The sequence below is a fragment of the Bacillus sp. FSL R9-9497 genome, assembly GCF_038005805.1.
In the GTDB taxonomy this organism is placed as follows: Bacteria; Bacillota; Bacilli; order Bacillales; family Bacillaceae_G; genus Bacillus_A; species Bacillus_A cereus.
Genome location: NZ_JBBOTY010000001.1, coordinates 2,539,837 through 2,563,389 on the forward strand (window position 1 = coordinate 2,539,837; position 23,553 = coordinate 2,563,389).

A 23,553-nucleotide genomic window follows, 5' to 3' on the forward strand; every position below is an offset into this window, starting at 1 on the left:
ACGGTCACTTTTTTTTGAAAGGAGGTGAGAATATGAAAAATCTTGATGTAGCATCAATTAGTCGCTATGTCGTATTGGTGATTGCTGTGATTAATAGTGTCTTAAATCTTGTCGGATACCAAACGATTGATGACAAAATCACAAACGATTTAGTAGCTGTAATTACAGGTGCATTCACTTTGTATATGGCGTGGAAGAACAATTATTTGAGCAATAAGGGACTACAACAAAAAGATGTATTAGAAAAAAATAACTTACACTAAAAGGAGATGTTCAATAATGGGACACGTTGTAGATATTTCAAAATGGAATAGTAATATTAACTGGCCTGTGGCAAAACAATACATTGATTTCATCATCGCTCGTGTACAAGATGGTTCGAATTATGTAGATCCATTATATAAGGGATATGTACAAGCTATGAAGCAACATGGTATTCCTTTTGGTAACTATGCATTCTGTCGTTTCGTTTCTGAGAATGACGCACGTGTAGAAGCTCGAGACTTCTGGAATCGTGGAGATAAGAGCGCAACAGTCTGGGTGGCTGATGTAGAAATGAAAACCATGGATGATATGCGAGCAGGTACACAGGCTTTTATCGATGAATTACGTCGATTAGGTGCTAAGAAAGTTGGTTTATATGTTGGTCATCATATGTATGCTCCATTCGGAATGGTAAATGTAAAATCTGACTTTGTATGGATTCCTCGTTATGGTGGGAATAGACCAGCTTATCCATGTGATATCTGGCAATACACTGAAACAGGAAATGTACCTGGTATTGGAAAGTGTGATTTGAATGAATTAATTGGAAGCAAGTCGTTAGATTGGTTTACAAATAAATCGTATAAAGAAGAAGGAGTGGAGATTATCGTGAACAAACATAATAAGGTGGTTTCTTATGAATTTGGTGTAAATTTAATTCCCGAAATGATTCAAATGATGGATAAGCTTGGATACACTTCAAAAATTGTTTCCCGAGGAGATCGTCAGGGGCTTGTTTATTTCGAGTCGGATTATCGTCAAGGTAGCGAGCTAGATAAAGCAACAGCATGGTTAGATGCTAAAGGATTAAATTATTACTATACAAAAGAATAATTTGGTGAGAAATAAAGTGCATAATAATAGCAAAGGTAAAGCATACTATGTAACAGCAAATGAAGCCTGTGTGTATGTAAAGTAATTAAAAAGCTGACAATAATTAGTCAGCTTTTTAATTACTATAATCTAGTATTTATCAGTCCGAAAGGCATGTTCTTTGCCTTTAAGTTGGTACTGAAAATCTTACCAATGTTTCTTTTTACAATGGCAACAAATAAAGAAACAGTTACAACGACACTTATTTCGATTGAACTTCCAATCATCATCACAATGGTGCTTGTCTTTAGATTTCCACCAATCGTCATCACAATGGCGCTTATCTTTAGATTTCCACCAATCATCACAACAATGATTTTTCTTAGAACTCCAGCAATCATTATTCCAGGACATTCTTTTATACCTCCCTTCAATTAGGGTTAGTATTATTCTATGTTTTAGTAAAAAAACTGCTTGTTTATTAACCTATTATTATACTTTTATATGATAGAGAGCTTTCTACTAGATATAGAATTCATAAAAACTATGCTAATTTTCATGGGAGAATAGAAGAAATAAAAAAGTGCTAACAAGTTTGCAAACGAACTTGCTAACACTTATACGAAATAGACATAAATTATCGCTGATATATCATCTTCAATAATAGCCATAATCAATTAATACACACTAACAAGAAATAATCATAAAAACAGTCTTAATATCAAGAATATAATCATCCAGATATTCCTTTACTTTTAAGACGGAAACGAGGCATGATATTGATTTCTACCTCAGAGTTTGCGTCAAATAATAAAAAAATACGGTTTGTAAAACTAAAAATACAACAAGCTACAACCGGTATGAAATGGATTAAAATATTTAGAAATTTAAAAGATGATTTTCAAATAGGGGGAGAGGTGGATTTAGACCATATTCTCCAATATCCGAAAGATTATATTGTAGGGGAAAATAAAAGGGTGTTATTTCCATACAATGAGAGAATTTATAAAGTTCAAGGTACTAAAATAGAACCGGGTATAAAAGTAAAGGAAAGAGAGTATTTATTTAAAGAATTTCAGCGTAAATTCTCTTATTTCACAATACTTCCAGAATGTAAAAAGATAGCAACAAATAACAAAAATGAATTATTTCCTTTATTTGCACCAAAAGGATTAGAGACATTAACATTAGAAGTTTGGTCTGAAAATATAGTGCTGGAAATAGAACAAGCATTACTTGAGAGTCAAATTGTTTTGACTAAAGTTGGTGAAAATTCTTATGTTTTGAATACAGATTTTCCAGTGTTATTAAAGATTGTGAGATACAATATTGAAAAGGTGTTACAAAATCCATATAAAATGCAATATTGCCAAAAATATAAAACAAATCTTGTAGATGATGTTACGAAAGCTGTCTATGCTACCGCGGGCGAGCGCAGTGATGCGACATTAGCATTAATCGCATTGAAAAATTGTGATGGACGAGAAAAAATTGATCCAAAACAAATCATTAGAGAGGGATTTGCACGAGCAAACCGTATTTCAACATTTATTAATTTATTTATAGGCCAAAGTGTATCTCGTAAAACAATTGTAAATAGTGTTTTTAGTTTATTAGAGCAAAAAGGATTTTTGAAGCGTAGTTGGAATAAGATAAATTTACCTTGTATATATGTTAATTTATCAATTGAACGAATATCGAAATTTGATTTCTTACCTATTCTTTCAAAAATAAAAGGAAAAGAAATTTTATATAAATTATATGGGAATACAGAATGGCAAACGATTGATTACGTATTATTAAATATAAATAAACATAATGCATTTTTACCACAACCATCAAAGAGAAATGATATGGGAGCTCTTTTTAAACAATATGTTTCCGAAACATTAATGGAAATTGTACAATATGCAAAAGAACAAAATGAACAAGTTTATTTCATTGTAGATGCAAATTTGAGAAGGTATTGGATAAAAGAGTTACAAAATAAAGAAATTAATACAGATATTTTACCTGAAATTGTTCCAGAGGTGTTAAAGGTTCCAAATTTAAATATTATTAGAATAAATACAGGTTTTGATGTACCAAGTTACGGTTTAATAGAATGTGATGATGCTTTAGATAGCATTGGCTTATATGCAGATCAAAAAGGGATGTATTATAGCACTGGTGAATATTCACTTAATTGTAGTGGGATTTTTCAGCGATATATACTTGAAATTCTACCATTAGGTGTAAAACCTGTAGAAAGGGATTATATCGCTAAAATGATACATTACATGTGCTGTAATTCTAGTATGCTTTCGAAAAAGAATGTACACATGACATATTCCATGCATATGGAAAAGGTAATAAAGAGTTATATTACTGACATAGATGCAAGAGAGTTTAAAGAATTTGATGATGAATTGGATGTAGATGTAGTAAAAGTAGAAAAGAAAGATTCAATTATTCTACTTTAAATACTAGTAAACAAATCCTGCTCGTTATATCGATCAGGATTTGTCATTTTTTTATGTAAATAAGGATATCCTTTGTCAAGTATCTTTTCGTTTACATATTTACTTTATGTGCAGACAGGATTAATATGTTTTTTAGAAATACAAAAACTATTTCATATGGAAAAACGATTTTTATTAATTGAAAAAATTTGAAAGGAATGGGGAATTGTGAAGAAATTAGATGTGCTCTTAATGCTACTGAGCGGCCTCTTTCCAATTGCAGGACTTACAAAGCAAATCCCTCTAGAACAATCTATATATATTGGAGGGCTTTTATTTTTTACTAGTTTCGGTAGTTATTTTGCTAAAAAGATGTATTCACGTATATGCAGTTGGATAGCGTATGCGCCATTTATAACATTACTGTTAGTTATTTGGCATCAGGATATTTCAACAAGCTCAATCATAGCAAATGCGAAAATTGCTGCATGTGTCGCGTTAATTCCATGTTTATTCCGTTTTCGTACATATGGACTTACTTTGGGCTTATTCTCATTATGGGCCGCTTTACTATGGGATATAAAAGAAGTACAGTCGTTAGTCATACTTGAACGCATAACGAGTTTAATGACAAGCCATTATGTATATATATTACTATTAATTGGAGGACTTGTAATAGGAGGATTACTTGCGATGTTCATTCACCGCAAAGAGAAAGATAATAATAAAGAAAATATAAATCTACTTGGACCAAAAAAGAAACGCAAAAGATTATCATTTAAGATTCGTCTTCCAAGATTACCGAAATTAAGGATGAAACTATTTAAGTTTGGTGGGAAAGAATCTAAAAGTAAAATGCCAGAAAAAATCCATGAGTATAAGTACGAAGAACCAGTTGCAACATATGAAATGACAGAGCAAATAGATCCATACAAAGAAAATGCAGTTCAAGGTCAAACAAGGATGGAACGCCGAAGAAATAGGTATAATGCATAATGAAGTTTAATAACCCCGTAATGACTTATCTTAATATTGATAAATCATTACGGTTTTTTTATGTAATGAAATGAAGGTTGTTATTGCGGAGGGGAATAGCATATTTTATAGATAGGAACTAAAATAAGGGGAGGATAAAATGCTTATCATTACATATATATCTGCTTGTATATTATTCTTAGTTAGCTTTTTACATGTATATTGGGCTTTCGGAGGTAATTGGGGGACAAATAGTGTTATTCCAACTAAATCAGGGGAAAAGGCGTTTACACCTCGCACCGGAATGACATTGTTCATTGCATTATTATTAAGTATGGCAGCAATAATTTTGTTGCAACAAGCAAATATTGTTCATTTTGCAGTTCCTAATGTTATTATTCAAGTCGGTTCCTGGATTTGTATGATTGTCTTTTCTATTAGAGTAATTGGTGAGTTTAACTATTTTGGTATCTTTAAACGACAAAAAGATACGCACTTTGCAAGAATGGATACGGGTTTATATATTCCACTTTGTGCATTTTTATCTTTATCTTTCTTATTAGCAATAATTTTGTGAGTGAATAATAGTAGTTTCTTTTCTCAACATATATGTAAACGTGAGAAATCTAAGAGTAAATAAAAAGGATGTAAGCGCCTTCTTGTCGAAATGTAAATTATTATGAAAGGCGGTGACACTATGAAGTATGTAAAAGTTAGTATGAATGGTGGAAGTGAACATAAATTCTCAATGACTTTAGATCGGTTTGAAGAACTTATTACTACAGAGAATGGGATATTAGAAAATAAATTAGTATGTATTGAAAATGTAATGATTAATCCTACTAATATATCTTCTGTAGTTGAAAAAATTGGTGTACCGGCTAAGTTTATGGAAGCTTAAAATGTTAGATAAAAAACATCCATTGGGGATGTTTTTTAATTTATAAATATGAAATTGTACAGTGAATATTTGAGTAGATTTTTTAGCAATGACTATGCATATATTAAGTACCTGAACATGGTGCTTAATATATGCACGAAATAATAAGTACAAGCATATAGTATTAAGTAGGACAAGATCTTCGTGTCCTACTTAATACTCAGAAAAAACCTCTAATCACATAAGAGCATCCAATTGCAGGGTGCTCTTATTTTTTATGAAAATCTACTACGAGCCTTATTTTATAGTAGGATGCAATAATAAATAGCTATTTTGAAATAGTGTTTTTTAGCCTTTAATTTTAAATTTATCTTTAACGTTAATAAATATTAAAAATAATATGATAGCAGAAATTAAGTTAGATAAGTAGAAATTTTGATGAAACAGTAGTTCAAAGATGACATCGGAAGTAACGAATAAGGCAATAGCAGGTAGTATGCAAATAAATATAAATCTCCAATTTTTTAAGTAATGTTTATAATTTGTAAGTACTTTATCCATAAATATAGCTCCTATATTTTTGTTTTTATATAATTATACATTTAGATACAAGGATTTTCAAAGTAAAAATATTTAGCAATTCAAAAATATAAGGAGAGCTTTTGTTGAAAATCCAGATTGCTGTAGTAATCTGGATTTAACTTTAAAGAACTATACTAAAATGATACACTATAATCTACGTTATTTTTGAATTGAATAGAGGGATTTGTGTGATAGATAAAATTAAAAATGCTGTAGAGGATATGTACGAAGATGAGGCTAAAGATTTACTTCAAAGTATTCTCATACAGTTAAACTTATTAGAAGAAAACTATACTGAAGATACAATTAAAAATTTGATGGATATTCCGAAACAATTAACAAGTAATCCTACTTATAAAAGGAATGTAAAAGAAAGTATGCACGTACATATTGCTTTTGATGATTCAACGGCTGGTTGCTTAAAATATATGTTAAGTCAAGAAGAATTATTTGAAGAGAGTGTTGTTGCTTTTTCGGAATTCTTTTCAATTGGACCGATATATAGGTTGCATACGAATGAGGGGCAACTAGCAAGACAGAAGTGGTTAATAAATAACTTAACAGCTTATGATAGTTATTTTGAAGAAGAATATTTATCAAGATTTATAGCAACTATAGAAGAACTACATACTATTCCTGTTGAAACGCCTATTACAATTTGGAAGGCTGATAATGCACATGAACATGTAGGCCTAAGTTTTGTAATGGCACAATTAAAGGATAAGAAAAACATTCGAGTTATTAATACGTCTGAAGCAAGTAGAGAAATATTAAAACAAGAGTATGATATTCGTGGAACGGGAGAATTACCACCTGAAAGTTTAGCTCTATTCCAAAAAAGTTTTATAAAGCTACCTTATTTAACTGAAGAGAAGCGCATGAAGTTTGAAAATGAGTGGGATAGATTATCGGAAAGCATAGAATGTTTAAGAGTGTGGAAAGAAAATGAAGTGCATTCTGTACAGGAAGATTATTTTGATCAATTTATAATTGAATGCGCGAAAAGTGTGGGTGCTGATCGAGAGTTCCTCAAAGCTCCTAGAGTAATTGGTGAAGCACTTGGTCTTGTTGAACAATTGGTTGGAGATACTTTCTTAGAATATCGTTTGAAACAATTAATTAAACAAGAAGTATTTGAATTTGAAGGTTCGTTAGATGAAATGCGTTTTTATAGTGTGAAGTTAAGGAAATAATAAACACATTCTATTTTTGAAAGGCTCGTATTTTTAATAATACGAGCTTTTTAAGTTGAATTTGGGCTATACATAAGCTTCCCAGAGAGGGCATATCACATATGAATGGTAAAGGTAATGAATGAAAAGAAGGTGATTTGTTAATATGTATAACCAACAAAATTATCCATATGATCAAGCGATGTATTATAATCCACATGACTACGGGTATGAACCTACAAATGAAGTGAGAGATATTGAACAAGAAGATTACAGACCAGATGATGCGGAAGATGCTCCAACGTCACCACCACCGTCACAGGCGCCGTCGTTACCGTCTACATTTGCTTCTCCGGCTCAATCAGGTAATATGAAATCATGGATGTGTAACTGTCTAGGAAGATGGGGCTATTTACGCTTACATCGTCCTGGTCCTTTCGGAAGGGACTTATGGTTTTTTCCGACTGAAGTGAGAAGAAATGGAGTGTCAGGTTACACGTGGCAAGGTGGTCGTCGTCGTAAAGTAAGTTATCGCTATCAACAAATTAGTAATTTTATGTGCTTCGCATAAAGAGAAGTGGGAGAGTGAAACGATTTTACTCTCTCACTTTTTTATTTTTCAATATACGAAGTAAGATTTTGATTAAAAATTTACAATTTTCACGTTTTTATTAGAGTATAATGCATATGTTGGGTTGGTTTTCAAAAACAAATGAGAGTGAGGGAATACAATGTCAATGAAAAACAAAGTTGGGTTAAGCATAGAGGATGGCATTAATTTAGCTTCAGCTCAGTTTAAAGAAGATGCGTATGAAATTTATAAAGAATCGCGAAAAAAACAACCTATATTATTTGTAAACCAAGTTGAAATCGGTAAAGAATGGCTCATTACTAGATATGAAGATGCTCTGCCACTTTTAAAAGATAATCGTTTAAAAAAAGATTGGACAAATGTGTTTTCTCAAGATATAAAGAACATGTATCTTTCCGTTGATAATAGTGACCACTTAACAACACATATGTTAAATTCAGATCCACCTAACCACAGTCGTTTACGATCTTTAGTTCAAAAAGCTTTTACACCGAAGATGATTGCACAATTAGACAAAAGAATTGAGAGAATAGCAGATGATTTGATAAGTGATATAGAGCGAAAAGGTACATTAAATCTTGTGGATGATTATTCATTTCCATTACCGATTATTGTAATAAGTGAGATGCTCGGTATTCCAAAAGAAGATCAAGCGAAATTTAGAATTTGGTCTCATGCTGTTATTGCATCACCAGAAACACCTGAAGAAATAAAAGAGACCGAAAAACAACTATCTGAGTTTATTACATATCTTCAATATTTAGTTGATATTAAACGAAAAGAGCCAAAAGAAGACTTAGTGAGTGCTTTAATACTTGCAGAGAGTGAAGGACATAAACTTAGCGCTCGGGAACTATATTCAATGATAATGCTATTAATTGTAGCAGGACACGAGACGACAGTGAATTTAATTACAAATACGGTATTAGCACTTCTTGAAAATCCAAATCAATTACAGTTATTAAAAGATAATCCAAAACTAATTGATTCGGCTATTGAGGAAGGATTGCGTTATTATTCTCCAGTTGAGGTTACAACTGCAAGATGGGCAGCGGAACCTTTTCAAATTCACGACCAAACAATCGAAAAAGGAGATATGGTTGTCATTGCCTTAGCTTCTGCAAACCGTGATGAAACTGTATTTGAAAATCCAGAAATATTTGATATTACACGGGAGAACAACCGTCACATTGCCTTTGGTCATGGTAGCCATTTCTGCTTAGGCGCTCCACTTGCGAGGTTAGAAGCAAAGATTGCTATTACTACTTTGTTTAATCGAATGCCTGAACTACAAATAAAAGGCGATCGTGAAGAAATTAAATGGCAAGGTAACTATTTAATGCGTTCTTTAGAGGAATTGCCTTTAACTTTCTAGAATAGTTAAAAGGAGACATGCATACATCGAAAATGATTTACATAGAGTATGTATGTGTTATTTAAATTCGAAACGGAAGGGTGAAAACATCCCAATGATCAACTAATTCTATTTGTAAGAGATCTTCGTTAAAAAACGAAATATTCTTCTGAATAGGGTTAGTCTGTACATTTATAGAAAAGGGATGTATATCGCTCTGCGAATATATAGTCTTTTTATATGATTTGTGCTGCCTCCTGTTCAGAACATGAAATAGGAGGCTTTTTTATGTCGACAAATGTAGTAACGAAACAAAACAATGGGGTATCACAAGTATTAAAAAATCGGTTTGTTCAAGGGATTTTAGCATCAGCATTATTTTTACAAATAGGAATATGGGTTCGAAACTTTGCGGTATTACTATATGTAATGGAAATGACAAAAGGTGATGCTTTTGCTATTTCGATGATTTCAGTTGCTGAATTCGCTCCAATTTTTATTTTTTCATTTATTGGCGGTACTTTTGCTGATAGGTGGAAGCCAAAGAAGACAATGATATGGTGTGAAACGTTAAGTTCCATTTCAGTATTCGCTGTATTAATTACGCTTATGTTTGGAACGTGGAAAATTGTGTTTTTTGTGACACTCATCTCTGCAATCCTTTCACAGTTTTCACAACCATCTGGAATGAAGTTGTTTAAACAACATTTATCAACGGAACAAATTCGATTAGCAATGTCTATATATCAAACGATATTTGCAATATTTATGGTATTAGGACCAATACTAGGGACATTTATCTTTCATAGTTTTGGAATTTATATTTCAATCATCATAACAGGTATTTCGTTTTTACTTGCGGCAGTTGTATTGTTATTCCTTCCGAAAGATCTTGAAAACGACGTAGAAAAGAAGGATATCACTCTGTTGCAGGAGATGAAGGATGGTATTAAGTATGTCAAAAAGAAAAAAGCATTAACTTTGCTAGGGCTTTGTTTTATGGCTGCAGGACTAGGTATAGGATTAATTCAGCCATTAGGTATATTTATTGTGACTGAGCAGTTAGGATTATCAAAAGAGAGTTTACAGTGGCTACTAACAGTAAATGGTGCGGGAATGATTGTTGGCGGAGCATTAGCAATGGTATTTGCGAAAAACGTTGCTCCGCAAAAGATGTTAATTATCGGTATGCTTGGTCAAGCAATTGGTATTGGCATTATAGGATATTCTACAAATTTATGGGTGACACTTACAGCGCAGCTTTTTAGTGGTTTAGCTCTTCCTTGTATCCAAATTGGTATTAATACGCTTATTATTCAAAATAGCGATACCGATTTTATAGGTCGTGTAAATGGTATTTTAAGTCCGCTTTTTACCGGTTCAATGGTAGTAACGATGAGTATAGCTGGCTCATTAAAAGAGATGTTTTCATTAAGTATGCTGTATGAAGGGACGGCTTTACTTTTTATAATTGGATTATTGTTTATTTTACCTATATACAATTTAAAGCCAGTAATAGCGGTAGAAAGTGAAATAAGTGGTAAAGGAAGTGCTATACAAAATGAATCCTAATCCAAATGTTAAATACCCTATTGAAGGCAATCAAAACGTTCAATTTATAAAAAATATAATAACAAAACCTAATATACTTGTTGGTGACTATTCTTATTATGATGCGAAAGATGGAGAAACATTTGAAGATCGAGTATTACATCATTATGAATTTCTTGGAGATCGCCTTACTATTGGAAAGTTTTGTTGTATTGCATCTGGAGTTAACTTTATTATGAACGGAGCCAATCATCGGATGGATGGATTTTCGGCATATCCATTTAATATATTTGGAAATGGGTGGGAGAAGTATACACCTAGTTTGTCTGATTTACCTTATAAAGGTGATACAGTTATAGGAAATGACGTTTGGATTGGTATGGATACAACAATTATGCCCGGAATAAAAATAGGGGATGGTGCAATCATTGCAGCTAAATCTGTTGTGACTAGAGACGTCGCACCATATACAATTGTTGGTGGAAACCCTGCAAATAAAATAAAAGAGAGATTTTCAAATGAAATAATTCAAGAATTATTGCAAATTCAATGGTGGCATTTTGATATTGAAAAAATAACTGGAAATATTGATGCTATTGTACGCGGAGATATTGAACCATTAAGAAAGCTAAAAAGGGAATGAAAAATGGATGACAAATAGTATCATACCTCCGAATTTTGTTAATGATAATAGAACAAGGAGGTGTGATACTATGGCACAAGACGTTTTATGTGAAGTAAACAACTGTAAATTTTGGGCGAACGGTAATAAATGTAGTGCAGAGGCAATTTACGTAGTAAGTCATAAAGGTAAACATGCATCTACAACGGAAGAAACAGATTGCAAAACATTCGATCCAGAAGTGTAAATTCTTTAAGGGTAGCCAAATCGTGGTTGCCCTTTTATTAATGATAGTATTGATAATAAATATCATTTTCATTCATTAATTTTAGCTTTTTTTGTTATTTTTTCATATTTTCTTCATAAGTGATGTAATCCAACTCAATTCATGTTCAATTCGTGATTTACTAAATTCAATGACTTCAGTAATAAAGGCTGAGGTAACCTCTAGAGACTGAATAGCGGTAAGTTGATTATGTAGTACGTTTTGACGTACAGTCAAAATCTCTTTTCTAGCTTCATATTCAAGTTTTTCAAATAGCGCGATACGAACAAGAAATTCTGCATTATTTGTCGCAAGTTTTTCGGGAAACTCTCGTAACATTTCAGAAAAAATTTCTTCTCCTGTTTCTGTTATATCGTACATATTTCGGTTTGGTTTTCCAACTTGTTTATGTATTTTTTTCGTTATAGCACCCATATTTTCAAAGCGCCGAAGGGCAGGGTAAAGCATGTTGTGATTTAATTCAAAATTCTCACCTAAACGATTTTGAACATTTTTTTTGATTTCATATCCATGTTTTGGTCCGGTCGTTAATTCTGCTAGTAGTAAAATATCAACGTACATAAAAATCCCCCTTATATATTTCTCAAGTTCTCTAATGAAAAATCCCCTTTAGTATATGTTAAAATAACATATGATAGTTTATACAACTTTGAACTGCCGACCTATCACTTTTATTGTAAAAGAAAAGGGAGGAAAGAACTATGGCTTCACCTGAAAATGTTATTTTAGTTCATGAAATTTCAAAGCTGAAAACAAAAGAAGAATTATGGAATCCATATGAATGGTATCGTTTGATGAGGGATAATCACCCAGTTCATTATGATGAAGAGCAGGATGTATGGAATGTTTTTTTATATGATGATGTAAATCGTGTTTTATCAGATTATCGCTTATTTTCAAGTAGAAGGGAGCGCAGACAATTCTCAATCCCTCCTTTAGAAACTAGAATAAATATAAACTCTACAGATCCACCAGAACATCGCAATGTACGTTCCATTGTTTCTAAGGCATTTACTCCAAGAAGTTTAGAACAGTGGAAACCTCGAATACAGGCCATCGCAGATGAACTTGTACAACATATCGAAAAATGTAGTGAAGTTAATATCGTTGAACAGTTTGCTGCACCTTTACCTGTTACCGTTATTTCTGATTTATTAGGAGTCCCAACAACAGATCGTAAAAAAATTAAAGAATGGTCTGATATTTTATTTATGCCGTATAGTAAAGAAAAGTTTAATGATCTGGATGCTGAGAAAGGGATAGCATTAAATGAATTCAAAGCATACCTTCTACCGATTGTTCAGGAAAAGAGATATCATTTAACCGATGATATCATTTCTGATTTAATTCGAGCTGAATATGAAGGCGAAAGATTAACCGATGAAGAAATTGTAACCTTTTCATTAGGTTTACTAGCAGCTGGGAATGAAACCACTACAAATTTAATTATTAATAGCTTTTATTGCTTTTTAGTAGATTCACCTGGAATTTATGAAGAGTTAAGAAAAGAACCTAACTTAATTTCAAAAGCGATTGAGGAAGTATTACGCTATCGCTTTCCTGTTACATTAGCCCGGAGGATTACAGAGGATACAAATATATTTGGTTCTTTAATGAAAAAGGATCAGATGATTGTTGCGTGGGTTAGTGCAGCGAATTTAGACGAGAAAAAATTTTCACAAGCCTCTCAATTTAATGTACATCGAACAGGAAATGAAAAGCATTTAACCTTTGGGAAAGGTCCTCACTTTTGCTTAGGAGCACCACTTGCACGTTTAGAGGCTGAGATTGCATTAACTACCTTTATAAATGCTTTTGAAAAAATAGAGCTATCTCCATCTTTCTATTTAGAAAAATGTATATTGGAAAATGAACAAACATTAAAATACTTACCTATTCGATTGAAAGCTAAATAAAAATCTTAACAAGGTGCATACATTTGCATCTTGTTTTTTGTTTCTCAATTGTGAGTTTTCGGTAATCACCTTAATATGGAATTGTATAAAACGTAGAGGAGGATTCTTATGTTGACTTGTAATGGAAGTAAATCATTTCAAAAGTTTATTAAAGGTGTTACAGATCTTATGGAAAACGGTTTATTTGAAGAAGAAATAGTGTGTGGCATTGAAAAGTTACTAGAAGAACTTTTAGAAAAGAAAACATGGCTTCCGTTAGATAAACAGAAGGCCAATTTGACTCAATATGCACGACATTTATTGTATGAAGATCCGCTCAAACGTTTTGAAGTACTAGCTCTCGTATGGAAAGATGGACAATCTACACCTTTACATGATCATGACGGCACATGGGGAGTAGAAGGCGTTTTTTCAGGAAGGATTATGGTGCAGAACTTTATACAAACGAAACAACTTGGAAATTCACTTGTTTATTTAACACATACAGGAAATCTTTATTTGGGAGAAGGAGAAACAGATAAAGTAATTCCACCAGCGGATTGTCATATTCTTGAAATTAGCAAAAATGAAAGCGTTATTACGATTCATGTCTATGGAAAACGGTTAGAAAAGTTTAAAGTATATATCCCAACTGAAGAAAAAAATGTGTACATGTGTGAGACAAAATACATTAGTTATAATTCATAGTTTAAAATCCAAAGCTTTTTTAAAAAGAAAAGCTTTGGATTTTATTTTTAATTATTTCTTGACCTGAAACGCTTTTCATAAATTATAAATAAGAAGTACCTCACGAGGATTGTATGAAAACGATACCTAATAATTAATTAGAACTCGTGTATTTATAGAAAGTGGTGAAGAAATAATGAAATTAATCGCAATTGATTTAGATGGAACTCTTCTTTCGGGGAATAAAATGATAAGTAAAGAAAATGCAGAAGCAATTCGAACATGTCAAGAAGCTGGCCATGTTGTAGCAATTTGTACAGGACGTTCTATTGTTGACATTGAGCGATTATTGTTAGAAGTTGATTTAGAGTGTCCAATCATTGCGGAAAATGGGGCTCTTATATATAAAGATAAAAAAATGATGAAGAGATATCCAATTCAAAATATGCAGGCACTTGAGATTGTAGAATATCTTGAAGAGAATGGTTTATATTATCAGCTCTATACTGATAAAGGTGTGTATGTACCGGATTATGGAGTAGAGAGTGTACGTAATGAAATTGAGTATGTAAAGAATTCAAAAGAAAATTTCGACTTGAAAGAGTTAGAAACAATCGCAGCATTATATCTTGAGCATACAGCGTTTCATAGTGCGGAAAGTTGTAAACCAATTGTAGAAACAGATATACATGTGCATAAACTATTACCATTTTCTTATGAAATTGAGAAATTAAAAAAACTCAAAGAAACATTTCTTCATAATACAGATTTAGCAATTACATCTTCATATTGGCACAATTTAGAGATTAATCATCGAGATGCTCAAAAAGGGAATGGATTATATACTTTAGCAGAACATCTTAATATTCCGGTTGAAAACACTGTAGCGATAGGTGATGGGCTAAACGATGTTTCTATGATGGAAAAAGCGAACATATCAATTGCAATGGGGAATGCAGTAGAAGAAATAAAAGCAATGTGTAAATACGAAACGTTATCAAATGAAGAACATGGTGTGGCACATGCTTTATATAAATATGTAATGTAATTAAAAAAGAAAAAAGAATCCAAGTGGATTCTTTTTTCTTTTTATTAGGGGTAAGGTATTCTATGAGATTCATAGAAGCCTTATTACATTTTATTATATAGAATATATTGGAATAAATGTTTATATTTTTCATAAAAATTGTGAATATTTTATGAACTTTATACTTATTGCATGTTTATACCGCTATTAGTAACGTGTATGACTCTCAAGTGAAAATTCAGTGAATGTAAGGAGGAATTCAAGTTACCTAGACAATAAGTGAGGCATCAACGAAATATATACTAATTAAAGGTATCTTCAGTATATATATTCTTTTCTTGTTTTAAGTGAAAAATAAAATTTGTTCGAATAATTATTCTACAGCTATATACCTACACTAGCTTTCTTCGTATAATGAAGAAGTATGAATTTTAGATTTGTATGAATTTTACATATTGAGGTGAAAAAGGAATGAATTCGCGGCTAATGGAACTTATTGATGTGAGTACAATAGAAACCATGGCAGAACAATTTTATCAATTAACTAACATATCACATCAACTTCTTGATGCTGAAAAAGAGTGTGTTTTTTCATTCGGAATGAATGAGATAAAAAAGAGTAAACTTCCAAAGATTGAAATCCCCATTTTCTTATACAATCAACATTTAGGATCTTTTGTTGTATGGTCCAAAAAAAGTGAAATTTTTAGTTGTCAAAAATACTTTGAAATGCTCTCAAGTTTAATTTTAGATGGCGCAATAAAAGTATTTCAAAGTAAAAATACAACGTTGCTTTCTCGGAAAGAGGAGGAACTACATACGATTTTACAAAACATGCCTGTTATGGTCGATGCGCTTGATTATAATGGAGATTTTGTTTTGTGGAATCGAGAATGTGAAATTGTAACAGGTTATACCGCTGAAGAAATAATTGGAAATCCCAATGCACTGCAATTACTGTATCCTGATTATAATTATCGCCATCAAATACAAAAGAAATTTTTAACTTGTGGAAAAAATTTCAGAGATTGGGAAATGCACTTAACATGTAAAAATGGTGAAATCAAAACAATAATGTGGTCGAATATATCAGAACAGTTTCCTGTAACAGGATATAGTTATTGGGCTGTTGGTGTAGATATTACACATTTAAAAGCGATAGAAGAGCAGTTAAAACAACAAACATCTGAACTGGAATTAATTTTTAAAGCTTTACCAGATTTATGTTTCTTAACAGAAGATGATGGCACAATTATAGATTACAAGGCAGGATCTCCTACAAAGTTTTACGTACCCGCAGAAGCTTTTATGGGAAAAAAGTTTTACGAAGTATTACCATCTTCAGTAGCACAGCAGTTTCATGAAGCCATTAATCAAGTGAAGGAAAAAGGAACGAATGTAATTGTAGAATATCCACTCACACTTAATGGAAGTATTGATTTCTTTGAGGCTAGGTGCTTACCATTATTACATGATAAAATTATGATTATTGTACGCGACATTACAGAGAGAAAAAAGACAGAAGAATTGCTAAATAAATCAGATACGCTTGCAGCAATTGGTCAATTAGCAGCTGGCGTGGCTCATGAAGTAAGAAATCCTTTAACTGTAATTAAAGGCTTTATACAGTTATTTCAAATTAATAAAGAAGATCAAGAAAAATATTTTGATCTTATGCTTTCTGAAATTGAAAGGATAGAAGCGATCCTGCAAGAATTTCTGGCAATTGCTAAAACAGATGAGATAAATACAGAAAAGAAAAATATTTATCAAATTTTTAAAAATGTCGTATCGTTAATGAATACAAAAGCAATTATGACAAATATTCAAGTTGAACTATTTACGGATGACAAAGATATAATTATTGAATGCTCAGAAAATCAATTGAAACAAGTATTTATTAATATTTTGCAAAATTCAATCGAAGCTATGCCAAATGGTGGGGAAATTTCAATTCACATAAAAGAAATAAATGATGATGGTGTCATCATTCATGTAATAGATGAAGGAATAGGAATACCTGAAGAAAGAATTAAGAGATTAGGTGAACCTTTTTATAGTACGAAAGAAAAAGGGACTGGTATTGGATTAATGTTAAGTTATAAAATTATTGAAAGTCATCAAGGGACAATTAGTATCATGAGCGAGGTTGGTGTCGGGACAACAGTAACTATTTACTTACCGAAAGTACTAAGTAAACAATCTCTTTCTAATTGTGACGACAAATGTATAGCAATACGCAATAGTAGTAATTCTTAAATCAATTAATACCCAATAACAAAGCGATTAGTGAAAACTAAGCTTTTTGTTATTGGGTATTTTTTATATTTAATTTAGTAAACTTTACCTTTTCTTTACCTTTGTTTTAATTTCTATTAAGTTTTAAACACTATATTAATATTTGTACAAAGCAATGTATAGAAATTGTACATTACTTTTAATATAGAAATGTGATTATTATTTGGAATATTGTAAGGAGGAGATTATGACAAGGTGAAAAAGCAAGAGAAGAAAAGTGGTAGAGTAGTACCTCTCCGGTTAAATATTTTATTCCTTTGTGTATTTTTATTATTTTCTGGCATTATTATTCAGTTAGGGAAAGTGCAAATTTTTGATGGAGAAACATATAAAAATGAAGTAGAGAAGAGAGAAAATGCAACCGTGGGCCTTTCTGTACCACGTGGGAAAATATTTGATCGTGAAGGAAATCCAGTAGTTGATAATAAGTCTTTACGTACGATTACATATACAAAGGTGAAAGGTGTAAAACAAGAAGAAATATTAAAATCAGCAAGACAACTTGCAGATATTATTGAAATGCCACAAGAAGATATAGATAAGTTAACTGAGACTGATAAGAAAGACTTTTGGATGCAATTAAATCCAGAACTTGCTCAAGACTTAGTATCAAAAAAAGAAATAGATAAGTTCCGAGATAAGGATATTACCGGAAAAGAGCTAGACAAAAAAATAGAAGATTTAAAAAGGAAACGCGTTACAGACAAAAATCTTCAAGAACTAACGGCTAAAGATATAGAAGTGTTAGCTATTAAAAGTAAAATGACCTCAGGTTTTCAAATGGCACCTCAAATTATTAAAAAGGACGTTAGTGAACAGGAATATGCGGTGATTAGTGAAAATTTAGCGAACCTTCCAGGAGTAGACGCATCAGTTGATCGGGAGAGAATCTATGTAAATGATGGTCTATTCCGTTCTGTTCTTGGTAACGTTTCAAACGCTGATGAAGGATTGCCACGTGAACAATTAGATTATTATTTAGTGCGTGATTATAGCCGAAATGATAGGGTCGGCAAAAGTTATATCGAACAGCAATACGAAGATGTACTTCATGGTACAAAAAAAGAAGTAAGAAGCATTGCTGATAAACAAGGAAATACTATTAGAACGGAAACTGTTACTGAAGGGAAAAGCGGTAAAAATTTAACTTTAACAATAGATATGGAATTGCAAAAAAAAGTAGAGGAGAGCATAGAAAAAATATTAAAACAATATAAAGGATCAGAATCAATGTTAGACCGTGCTTTCGTAGTGATGATGAATCCTAAAAATGGTCAAGTATTATCAATGGCTGGGAAAAGGCTTGTAGAAAAAGACGGGAAAATGGAAGTAGAAGATTATGCTTTAGGCACGCTGACAAGTTCATATGAGCTTGGATCAACGGTTAAAGGTGCGACAGTGTTAACAGGGTTTGAAACAAATGCAATAACTCCTGGAACACATTTTTATGATGCACCTATGAAGTTTAAAGGAACTAAGGAAAAGAAGTCTTGGAAAAATTTTGGTGATATAGACGATCTAAGAGCGTTACAAGTTTCTTCAAACGTTTATATGTTTAATATAGCATTAAAAATTGCTGGTGTGGATTATGTGAAAAATAGTTCACTAGATATTAAACAAGAATATTTTGATAAAATGAGATATTATTTCAGGCAATTTGGACTAGGCGTACAAACTGGTATTGATTTACCGAATGAAACTGCAGGGCAAATTGGAAAAAAAGATAATCAGCCTGGTTTCTTATTAGATTATTCTATTGGGCAATATGATACGTATACACCACTTCAACTTGCACAATATATTTCGACTATCGCAAATGGAGGATATCGAATGAAACCACAAATTGTTCAAGAGATTAGAGAACAAACCGTTCAAAAAGATGAGGTTGGTAAAGTAGTACAATCAATAGAACCCGTTGTTTTAAATAGAATCGATATGAAACAAGAATATATTAATCAAGTAAAAGAAGGATTTAGAAAAGTATTTCAAGAAGGAGATGGAACAGGAGTAAGAGCGTTCCAAAAAGCACCATATAAACCAGCTGGTAAAACAGGGACCGCACAAACTGTATATGGTGGAGAAAATGCAATTGGGCGAAATGCGAAAGGCGATCGTAGAGAATGTTATAACTTAACATTAGCTGGATATGCGCCATATGATGATCCAGAAGTAGCATTTTCTGTTGTAGTACCGTGGGTTGAAAATGATAAATCGGGCATTAACTCCGATATTGGAAAAGAAGTTTTAGATGCTTATTTTGATTTGAAGAATAAGCGGTTAACTGGTGAAGCGCCAAAAACAGATGCCTCTAAAGAGAATTAAAATGTACGAAACGTCTCTAGCATTCCTGTAAACTAGAGGCGTTTTTATCTGGGGATAGATTAGAAATGAGGTATATATGAAGCTGTTTATTCTAAAATATTGGAGGAACATATGTAGCTACATATTAATTATAATAGGGGTTATTTTTATTAATAAGTTCTTTTTATTTTGTATGGTAGAAGGAATTTCGATGCAACCTACTTTGAATGAAAAAGATTATATACTTGTTAATAAGGTAAACGTCTGTTTATCGTCTTTTCATCATGGAGATGTTGTCATTATAAAAAAAGAAGACGAGCCTACTTACTATGTGAAACGAATTATTGGATTATCGGGGGATAACATACAACTAAAAAAGGATGAGGTATTTATTAACGGTAAAAAGCGTGATGAGTCGTATATACATTTAGATATGTCACAAGTATCCAATCGTTTTTCCAATTTTAGAGAAATAAAAGTTCCTATGCATAAATTATTTGTGTTAGGTGATAATCGTAATCATAGTAAAGATAGTAGGAATACACTTGGACTTATTGATGAATCAAATATAATAGGTAAAGTAGAAATGGTATTTTATCCATTTGACCATATAAAATGGATAAAATAATTCTATTAACGATTCACATTTTATAAAATAAATCATATATTGATAGCATAGGACAAGCAGAAACGCTTGTTCTAACCTCACAGAACACTCCTTATCACGGTTAGGCATCTACATAGGTAGATGCTTTTTTTTATGTTGATGACTGAAAATTATTTATCAATATAATGTAGCAAGCATATTAGGACTATTAGGGGAAGATTACTTGTACAAATAACAGTATGCTTAATTAAAACAATGAAATGTAAGGAGTGAGGAATAAGTGCTAAATATTTTAGTGGTTAATTTTCCAGCAGAGGGACATGTAAACCCTACATTAAATTTAGTAAAAGCCTTTACTGAACGAGGGGATAATGTACATTATATTACAACGGCAAACTTTAAGGATAGAATTGAAGATTTAGGAGCTACTGTACATACTCATCCGGATCTATTAAAAGAGATTTCTATTGATGCTGAAACCTCATCTGGGTTAAATGCTTTTTTTCATGTGCATGTTCAAACTTCTTTATATATATTAGAAATTACGAAACAATTATGTGAAAGTATAAATTTTGATTTCGTAATTTATGATATATTTGGCGCAGGAGAGTTAGTAAAGGAGTATTTACAAGTTCCAGGTGTAGTGTCCTCACCTATATTTTTAATTCCGCCAGAATTTTTGAAGACATTACCTTTTCATCCAAATGCAGATATGCCATTCCAAACAGAGGAAATCTCTGAAAAATTACTAAATCAGATGGAACATAAATTTGGAGTAAAACCAAAGAATAATCTTCAATTTATGAATAATAAGGGTGATGTTTGTCTCGTATACACAAGTCGTTATTTCCAACCTAATAGCGAATCGTTCGGAGAAAATAACATTTTTATTGGACCGAGTATTTCAAAGCGTAAAACAAATATAAAGTTTCCACTGGAATCACTTAAAGAAAAGAAAGTTATTTATATTTCAATGGGGACACTGCTTGAAGGACTCGAACCATTCTTTAATACTTGTATTGATACTTTTTCAGATTTTGATGGGATAGTTGTAATGGCAATTGGTGATAGAAATGATATTTCTAAAATTAAGAAAGCACCAGATAATTTTATAATTGCTCCATACGTACCTCAATCAGAAATATTAAATGAAGCAGATGTTTTTATTACACATGGCGGTATGAATAGCGTACACGATGCCATTCATTATAATGTCCCATTTGTAATAATACCGCATGATAAAGACCAGCCAATGATAGCGCAAAGATTAACTGAGCTTGAAGCGGCACATAGACTATTGAAAGAACATGTTAATGTGCACACTTTAAAAGAGGCCGTAACAGATGTTCTTTCAAATGAAAAGTATAAACATGGTATAAGAAAACTTAATGATAGCTTTATAGAATGTGGTGGTTCAAAAGAAGCAATTGCAGTTATTGAATCTCTTTTAAATAAAGTAAAACTTTAATTGGTGGGGGCTTTACTGCCCGCAAATAGCGGGATAAATAGTCGTAACTATATACAAGCATAGAGGTTTTCACCTTTATGCTTGTATATTCTTATCCAGCAAATTGCACAGCAGTATTTGCATGTAAAAAAGCAGTATCAAAAACGGGAATAGTAAGATCATTTTGGGAGATGAGTAAAGGTATTTCAGTGCAGCCTAATAATATACCTTCAGCGCCGTTTTGAATTAATGATTTTGTAATTTGTAATAACTTTTCTTTAGATGTTTCTGAAATGATCCCTCTACTTAATTCATCTAATATGACATGGTGGATAAAAGTTCTTTCCTCGTCATTTGGGATAATTGTCTCAATGTTATATTTCGCTAATCGTGATTTATAGAAATCTTGCTCCATCGTTTGTTTTGTTCCTAATAGTCCGATACGTTTTATATTCTGTTCTACCATTTCTTTAGCACTTACATCACCAATGTGAAGAAGCGGGATAGATATTGCTTGTTCTACCTCCTCGGCAAATAGATGTACAGTATTTGAACACATTAATAAACATTCAGCCCCAGATTTTTCAACTTTTTTTGCAACTGTAACTAGTTCATTTTTCACTTCTTCATATTGATGGTTTTGTAATAAAGTAATTACTTCACCAAAGTCCATACTATATAAAATTAGCTTCGCATTTTGATCGTATTGAGAGAGTGTAAGTGTATTAATATGTTTATAGTATAATGATGTAGATTCCCAACTTAATCCTCCAATCAAACCAATAACTTTCATAATGCATTCCTCCCGAAACGATTTTGAATTTATTATTTCATAATTCCGATAAGAATACAATGATTTAAATGCACTATTTAATAAAAAAATAAAAATAGTAAGAAAAGTGTTGAAATTTACATTCTTTAGTGCCATAATACGAATTACAAATTAATACTTATCCAGAGAGGTGGAGGGAACGGCCCTAAGAAACCTCAGCAACCCCTATGCAATTTTATAGGAAGGTGCTAATTCCGCAGAGGACACGATGTGTTTTTTGAAAGATAAGAGGATTCTTGAACGTGAAAGAAAATGACCTCTTATGTAAGAGGTCATTTTTTTGTTGTATAGAAAGGGAGTGTCGATGCATAATTCATTTTTAAATTAAATATAGAGTAATAAAAGTTGACTAATATGAGAGGGGAATTGTCATGAACAAATTATCAACAAAGTTAGTAGTAGCAATCGGTATTGGAGCAGCATTATACGGGATATTAGGACTTTGGGGATTTTCTATTGCACCGAATACATTTATTAAACCAGCATTAGCTATATTAACTGTTTTTGGAGCATTATTTGGTCCAGTGGCAGGACTGTTAATCGGACTTATCGGTCATACCGTAACAGATACGATTGCTGGATGGGGGATTTGGTGGGGCTGGGTTATTAGTTCAGGAATTATTGGTTTTTCAATGGGACTTATTCAAAAAAGAGTTGGTTTTAGTGTGAAAAACGGGTCGTTTAACAAGGGGGATATTTCTTATTTAGCAATTACTGGGCTAGTTGGTATTGTCATTGCTATTATATTTGCTGGGGCATTCGATATTATTGTGATGGGAGAACCATTTGACAAAATTGTTATACAAGTATTAGGAGCAACAATTTCCGATGTCATCGTTTTCTTAGTACTTGGATTGCCACTTACAATTGGTTTGGCGAAATCCAATAAGAAACATACACATTTAAAAATTGAAAAGTAGGGATGTT

Annotated in this window: 24 protein-coding genes and 1 riboswitch; of the genes, 20 read left to right on the forward strand and 4 right to left on the reverse strand. The window is 32.1% G+C overall.

All coding sequences use genetic code 11. The features are described from left to right. Positions 1–32 precede the first annotated feature (32 nt). Together MKY21_RS13065 and MKY21_RS13070 are read left to right on the forward strand one after the other, a co-directional pair. Positions 33–263, forward strand: a complete 231-nt coding sequence (locus tag MKY21_RS13065) for a phage holin (protein WP_000792698.1) — start codon at positions 33–35, stop codon at positions 261–263. Positions 264–279: 16 nt separating this feature from the next. Next, positions 280–1,098 (forward strand): GH25 family lysozyme, encoded by an 819-nt coding sequence (locus tag MKY21_RS13070; RefSeq protein WP_000510233.1) that lies wholly within the window; start codon positions 280–282, stop codon positions 1,096–1,098. A 122-nt stretch (positions 1,099–1,220) separates the two neighbouring features. On the opposite strand, the gene MKY21_RS13075 is transcribed toward MKY21_RS13070, so the two are convergent. Beyond that, positions 1,221–1,478 carry a hypothetical protein gene (locus MKY21_RS13075; RefSeq protein WP_000560126.1) on the reverse strand — a complete coding sequence of 86 codons (258 nt, stop codon included), beginning with the start codon at positions 1,476–1,478 and terminating at the stop codon, positions 1,221–1,223. A 378-nt stretch (positions 1,479–1,856) separates the two neighbouring features. On the opposite strand from MKY21_RS13075, the gene MKY21_RS13080 reads away from it, so the two are divergent. From MKY21_RS13080 to MKY21_RS13095, 4 genes are all read left to right on the forward strand, one after another. Next, on the forward strand, positions 1,857–3,539 hold the full coding sequence (locus tag MKY21_RS13080; protein ID WP_000626121.1) for an RNaseH domain-containing protein: 1,683 nt from the start codon (positions 1,857–1,859) through the stop codon (positions 3,537–3,539). A gap of 207 nt (positions 3,540–3,746) precedes the next feature. Next, positions 3,747–4,514 carry a DUF3959 family protein gene (locus tag MKY21_RS13085; protein ID WP_000732185.1) on the forward strand — a complete coding sequence of 256 codons (768 nt, stop codon included), beginning with the start codon at positions 3,747–3,749 and terminating at the stop codon, positions 4,512–4,514. A gap of 139 nt (positions 4,515–4,653) precedes the next feature. Next, positions 4,654–5,070 carry a DUF3995 domain-containing protein gene (locus tag MKY21_RS13090; protein WP_016117988.1) on the forward strand — a complete coding sequence of 139 codons (417 nt, stop codon included), beginning with the start codon at positions 4,654–4,656 and terminating at the stop codon, positions 5,068–5,070. Between the two features lie 120 nt (positions 5,071–5,190). Then, positions 5,191–5,394 carry a hypothetical protein gene (locus MKY21_RS13095; RefSeq protein ID WP_000878369.1) on the forward strand — a complete coding sequence of 68 codons (204 nt, stop codon included), beginning with the start codon at positions 5,191–5,193 and terminating at the stop codon, positions 5,392–5,394. A gap of 327 nt (positions 5,395–5,721) precedes the next feature. Here the strand turns inward: MKY21_RS13095 and MKY21_RS13100 are convergent, their stop codons facing one another. Next, on the reverse strand, positions 5,722–5,934 hold the full coding sequence (locus MKY21_RS13100; protein ID WP_000362070.1) for a hypothetical protein: 213 nt from the start codon (positions 5,932–5,934) through the stop codon (positions 5,722–5,724). Between the two features lie 209 nt (positions 5,935–6,143). Here MKY21_RS13100 and MKY21_RS13105 point away from each other — a divergent pair, with 209 nt between their 5' ends. The 6 genes from MKY21_RS13105 to MKY21_RS13130 all read left to right on the forward strand — a co-directional run bounded on the left by MKY21_RS13105 (position 6,144) and on the right by MKY21_RS13130 (position 11,493). Further along, positions 6,144–7,148 carry a DUF1835 domain-containing protein gene (locus MKY21_RS13105; protein ID WP_016117989.1) on the forward strand — a complete coding sequence of 335 codons (1,005 nt, stop codon included), beginning with the start codon at positions 6,144–6,146 and terminating at the stop codon, positions 7,146–7,148. Between the two features lie 145 nt (positions 7,149–7,293). Continuing rightward, positions 7,294–7,698 (forward strand): hypothetical protein, encoded by a 405-nt coding sequence (locus MKY21_RS13110; protein WP_000282681.1) that lies wholly within the window; start codon positions 7,294–7,296, stop codon positions 7,696–7,698. A gap of 160 nt (positions 7,699–7,858) precedes the next feature. Beyond that, positions 7,859–9,094, forward strand: a complete 1,236-nt coding sequence (locus MKY21_RS13115; protein ID WP_016117990.1) for a cytochrome P450 family protein — start codon at positions 7,859–7,861, stop codon at positions 9,092–9,094. 267 nt (positions 9,095–9,361) lie between these two features. Continuing rightward, positions 9,362–10,645, forward strand: a complete 1,284-nt coding sequence (locus MKY21_RS13120) for an MFS transporter (protein ID WP_341076463.1) — start codon at positions 9,362–9,364, stop codon at positions 10,643–10,645. Further along, positions 10,635–11,267, forward strand: a complete 633-nt coding sequence (locus tag MKY21_RS13125) for a Vat family streptogramin A O-acetyltransferase (protein ID WP_001069249.1) — start codon at positions 10,635–10,637, stop codon at positions 11,265–11,267. Before MKY21_RS13120 ends, MKY21_RS13125 begins: the two co-directional genes overlap by 11 nt. Before the next feature lie 70 nt (positions 11,268–11,337). Continuing rightward, positions 11,338–11,493: a DUF1540 domain-containing protein gene (locus MKY21_RS13130; RefSeq protein WP_000046095.1), complete on the forward strand. Its 156-nt coding sequence runs from the start codon at positions 11,338–11,340 to the stop codon at positions 11,491–11,493. A gap of 102 nt (positions 11,494–11,595) precedes the next feature. Here the strand turns inward: MKY21_RS13130 and MKY21_RS13135 are convergent, their stop codons facing one another. Beyond that, positions 11,596–12,093, reverse strand: coding sequence for a PadR family transcriptional regulator (locus MKY21_RS13135; protein WP_016117992.1), 498 nt, complete (start codon positions 12,091–12,093; stop codon positions 11,596–11,598). 140 nt (positions 12,094–12,233) lie between these two features. On the opposite strand from MKY21_RS13135, the gene MKY21_RS13140 reads away from it, so the two are divergent. The 7 genes from MKY21_RS13140 to MKY21_RS13170 all read left to right on the forward strand — a co-directional run bounded on the left by MKY21_RS13140 (position 12,234) and on the right by MKY21_RS13170 (position 21,815). Next, on the forward strand, positions 12,234–13,448 hold the full coding sequence (locus MKY21_RS13140; RefSeq protein ID WP_086392454.1) for a cytochrome P450: 1,215 nt from the start codon (positions 12,234–12,236) through the stop codon (positions 13,446–13,448). 108 nt (positions 13,449–13,556) lie between these two features. Further along, entirely contained in the window at positions 13,557–14,135 is a 579-nt protein-coding gene (locus tag MKY21_RS13145; protein ID WP_000954437.1) for a cysteine dioxygenase family protein, read from the forward strand. 175 nt (positions 14,136–14,310) lie between these two features. Beyond that, positions 14,311–15,162, forward strand: a complete 852-nt coding sequence (locus tag MKY21_RS13150; RefSeq protein WP_000766387.1) for a Cof-type HAD-IIB family hydrolase — start codon at positions 14,311–14,313, stop codon at positions 15,160–15,162. Between the two features lie 450 nt (positions 15,163–15,612). Continuing rightward, positions 15,613–17,400, forward strand: a complete 1,788-nt coding sequence (locus MKY21_RS13155; protein ID WP_086392455.1) for a PAS domain-containing sensor histidine kinase — start codon at positions 15,613–15,615, stop codon at positions 17,398–17,400. Between the two features lie 234 nt (positions 17,401–17,634). Continuing rightward, positions 17,635–19,761, forward strand: a complete 2,127-nt coding sequence (locus MKY21_RS13160) for a peptidoglycan D,D-transpeptidase FtsI family protein (RefSeq protein ID WP_341076467.1) — start codon at positions 17,635–17,637, stop codon at positions 19,759–19,761. A gap of 76 nt (positions 19,762–19,837) precedes the next feature. Continuing rightward, positions 19,838–20,368: a signal peptidase I gene (gene lepB, locus MKY21_RS13165; protein ID WP_000765191.1), complete on the forward strand. Its 531-nt coding sequence runs from the start codon at positions 19,838–19,840 to the stop codon at positions 20,366–20,368. 259 nt (positions 20,369–20,627) lie between these two features. After that, on the forward strand, positions 20,628–21,815 hold the full coding sequence (locus MKY21_RS13170) for a macrolide family glycosyltransferase (protein WP_000932148.1): 1,188 nt from the start codon (positions 20,628–20,630) through the stop codon (positions 21,813–21,815). A 91-nt stretch (positions 21,816–21,906) separates the two neighbouring features. Here MKY21_RS13170 and MKY21_RS13175 read toward each other — a convergent pair whose 3' ends face one another. Further along, positions 21,907–22,587, reverse strand: coding sequence for an aspartate/glutamate racemase family protein (locus MKY21_RS13175; RefSeq protein ID WP_137074226.1), 681 nt, complete (start codon positions 22,585–22,587; stop codon positions 21,907–21,909). Between the two features lie 154 nt (positions 22,588–22,741). Continuing rightward, positions 22,742–22,857: riboswitch (SAM riboswitch) on the forward strand. A 140-nt stretch (positions 22,858–22,997) separates the two neighbouring features. On the opposite strand from MKY21_RS13175, the gene MKY21_RS13180 reads away from it, so the two are divergent. Beyond that, positions 22,998–23,546: an ECF-type riboflavin transporter substrate-binding protein gene (locus MKY21_RS13180; protein ID WP_001038210.1), complete on the forward strand. Its 549-nt coding sequence runs from the start codon at positions 22,998–23,000 to the stop codon at positions 23,544–23,546. The last annotated feature ends 7 nt before the right edge of the window (positions 23,547–23,553 follow it).

Excerpts from the sequence above, each read along its gene's own strand:
- MKY21_RS13100 (WP_000362070.1), bottom strand. The coding sequence starts at position 5,934 with ATGGATAAAGTACTTACAAATTATAAACATTACTTAAAAAATTGGAGA.
- MKY21_RS13175 (WP_137074226.1), bottom strand. The coding sequence starts at position 22,587 with ATGAAAGTTATTGGTTTGATTGGAGGATTAAGTTGGGAATCTACATCA.
- MKY21_RS13095 (WP_000878369.1), top strand. The coding sequence starts at position 5,191 with ATGAAGTATGTAAAAGTTAGTATGAATGGTGGAAGTGAACATAAATTC.
- MKY21_RS13075 (WP_000560126.1), bottom strand. The coding sequence starts at position 1,478 with ATGATTGCTGGAGTTCTAAGAAAAATCATTGTTGTGATGATTGGTGGA.
- MKY21_RS13110 (WP_000282681.1), top strand. The coding sequence starts at position 7,294 with ATGTATAACCAACAAAATTATCCATATGATCAAGCGATGTATTATAAT.
- lepB (WP_000765191.1), top strand. The coding sequence starts at position 19,838 with ATGAAGCTGTTTATTCTAAAATATTGGAGGAACATATGTAGCTACATA.
- MKY21_RS13155 (WP_086392455.1), top strand. The coding sequence starts at position 15,613 with ATGAATTCGCGGCTAATGGAACTTATTGATGTGAGTACAATAGAAACC.
- MKY21_RS13140 (WP_086392454.1), top strand. The coding sequence starts at position 12,234 with ATGGCTTCACCTGAAAATGTTATTTTAGTTCATGAAATTTCAAAGCTG.
- MKY21_RS13150 (WP_000766387.1), top strand. The coding sequence starts at position 14,311 with ATGAAATTAATCGCAATTGATTTAGATGGAACTCTTCTTTCGGGGAAT.
- MKY21_RS13120 (WP_341076463.1), top strand. The coding sequence starts at position 9,362 with ATGTCGACAAATGTAGTAACGAAACAAAACAATGGGGTATCACAAGTA.
- MKY21_RS13090 (WP_016117988.1), top strand. The coding sequence starts at position 4,654 with ATGCTTATCATTACATATATATCTGCTTGTATATTATTCTTAGTTAGC.
- MKY21_RS13065 (WP_000792698.1), top strand. The coding sequence starts at position 33 with ATGAAAAATCTTGATGTAGCATCAATTAGTCGCTATGTCGTATTGGTG.
- MKY21_RS13115 (WP_016117990.1), top strand. The coding sequence starts at position 7,859 with ATGTCAATGAAAAACAAAGTTGGGTTAAGCATAGAGGATGGCATTAAT.
- MKY21_RS13130 (WP_000046095.1), top strand. The coding sequence starts at position 11,338 with ATGGCACAAGACGTTTTATGTGAAGTAAACAACTGTAAATTTTGGGCG.
- MKY21_RS13125 (WP_001069249.1), top strand. The coding sequence starts at position 10,635 with ATGAATCCTAATCCAAATGTTAAATACCCTATTGAAGGCAATCAAAAC.
- MKY21_RS13070 (WP_000510233.1), top strand. The coding sequence starts at position 280 with ATGGGACACGTTGTAGATATTTCAAAATGGAATAGTAATATTAACTGG.
- MKY21_RS13145 (WP_000954437.1), top strand. The coding sequence starts at position 13,557 with ATGTTGACTTGTAATGGAAGTAAATCATTTCAAAAGTTTATTAAAGGT.
- MKY21_RS13180 (WP_001038210.1), top strand. The coding sequence starts at position 22,998 with ATGAACAAATTATCAACAAAGTTAGTAGTAGCAATCGGTATTGGAGCA.
- MKY21_RS13135 (WP_016117992.1), bottom strand. The coding sequence starts at position 12,093 with ATGTACGTTGATATTTTACTACTAGCAGAATTAACGACCGGACCAAAA.